The sequence below is a fragment of the Mesorhizobium kowhaii genome (genome assembly GCF_003253745.1).
In the GTDB taxonomy this organism is placed as follows: domain Bacteria; phylum Pseudomonadota; class Alphaproteobacteria; order Rhizobiales; family Rhizobiaceae; genus Mesorhizobium; species Mesorhizobium kowhaii.
The window spans coordinates 1-1,169 of sequence record NZ_MZXV01000067.1 but is presented as its reverse complement, the minus strand read 5'-3'; the positions used below and the strand labels follow the sequence as shown (position 1 = coordinate 1,169).

The window sequence follows — 1,169 nt, the reverse complement described above, 5'->3', positions numbered from 1 at the left end:
ATGGCAAAAGGTAAATTCGAGCGTAACAAGCCTCATGTGAACATCGGCACGATTGGTCACGTTGACCATGGCAAGACGTCGCTGACGGCGGCGATCACGAAGTATTTTGGCGAATACAAGCGCTACGACCAGATCGACGCGGCACCTGAGGAGAAGGCGCGCGGCATCACGATCTCGACGGCGCATGTCGAATACGAGACGGCCAACCGCCACTACGCTCACGTCGACTGCCCCGGCCACGCCGACTATGTGAAGAACATGATCACCGGTGCGGCGCAGATGGACGGCGCGATCCTGGTTGTTTCGGCTGCCGACGGCCCGATGCCGCAGACCCGCGAGCACATCCTGCTGGCCCGTCAGGTCGGCGTGCCGTCGATCGTGGTGTTCCTGAACAAGGTCGACCAGGTTGACGACGCCGAGCTGCTCGAACTGGTCGAGCTCGAGGTTCGCGAACTCCTGACCAAGAACGAGTTCCCCGGCGACGACATTCCGATCGTCAAGGGTTCGGCGCTTGCGGCTCTTGAAGATTCGGACAAGAAGATCGGCGAGGACGCGATCCGCGAGCTGATGGCTGCGGTCGATGCCTACATCCCGACGCCGGTTCGTCCGCTCGACAAGCCGTTCCTGATGCCGATCGAAGACGTGTTCTCGATCTCGGGCCGTGGCACGGTGGTGACCGGCCGCGTCGAGCGCGGCGTGGTCAAGGTCGGCGAGGAACTCGAGATCATCGGCATCCGTCCGACGACCAAGACGACCTGCACCGGCGTTGAGATGTTCCGCAAGCTGCTCGATCAGGGCCAGGCTGGCGACAACATCGGCGCGCTGCTGCGCGGCGTCGACCGTGAAGGTGTCGAGCGCGGCCAGGTTCTGGCCAAGCCGGGCACGGTGAAGCCGCACAAGAAGTTCGTGGCCGAAGCCTACATCCTGACCAAGGACGAAGGTGGCCGTCACACGCCGTTCTTCACCAACTACCGTCCGCAGTTCTATTTCCGCACGACGGACGTGACCGGCATCGTGTCGCTGCCGGAAGGCACCGAGATGGTGATGCCGGGCGACAACATCACGGTCGATGTCGAACTGATCGTGCCGATCGCCATGGAAGAGAAGCTGCGCTTCGCCATCCGTGAAGGCGGCCGCACCGTCGGTGCCGGCATCGTCGTCACCATCAA

General features: G+C 62.7%; 1 protein-coding gene. It reads left to right on the top strand.

The annotated features are described in order from the left end of the window. Positions 1 to 1,169: elongation factor Tu (gene tuf, locus B5V02_RS30790; protein WP_111547790.1), on the top strand; the 1,169-nt coding region annotated here is incomplete at its 3' end.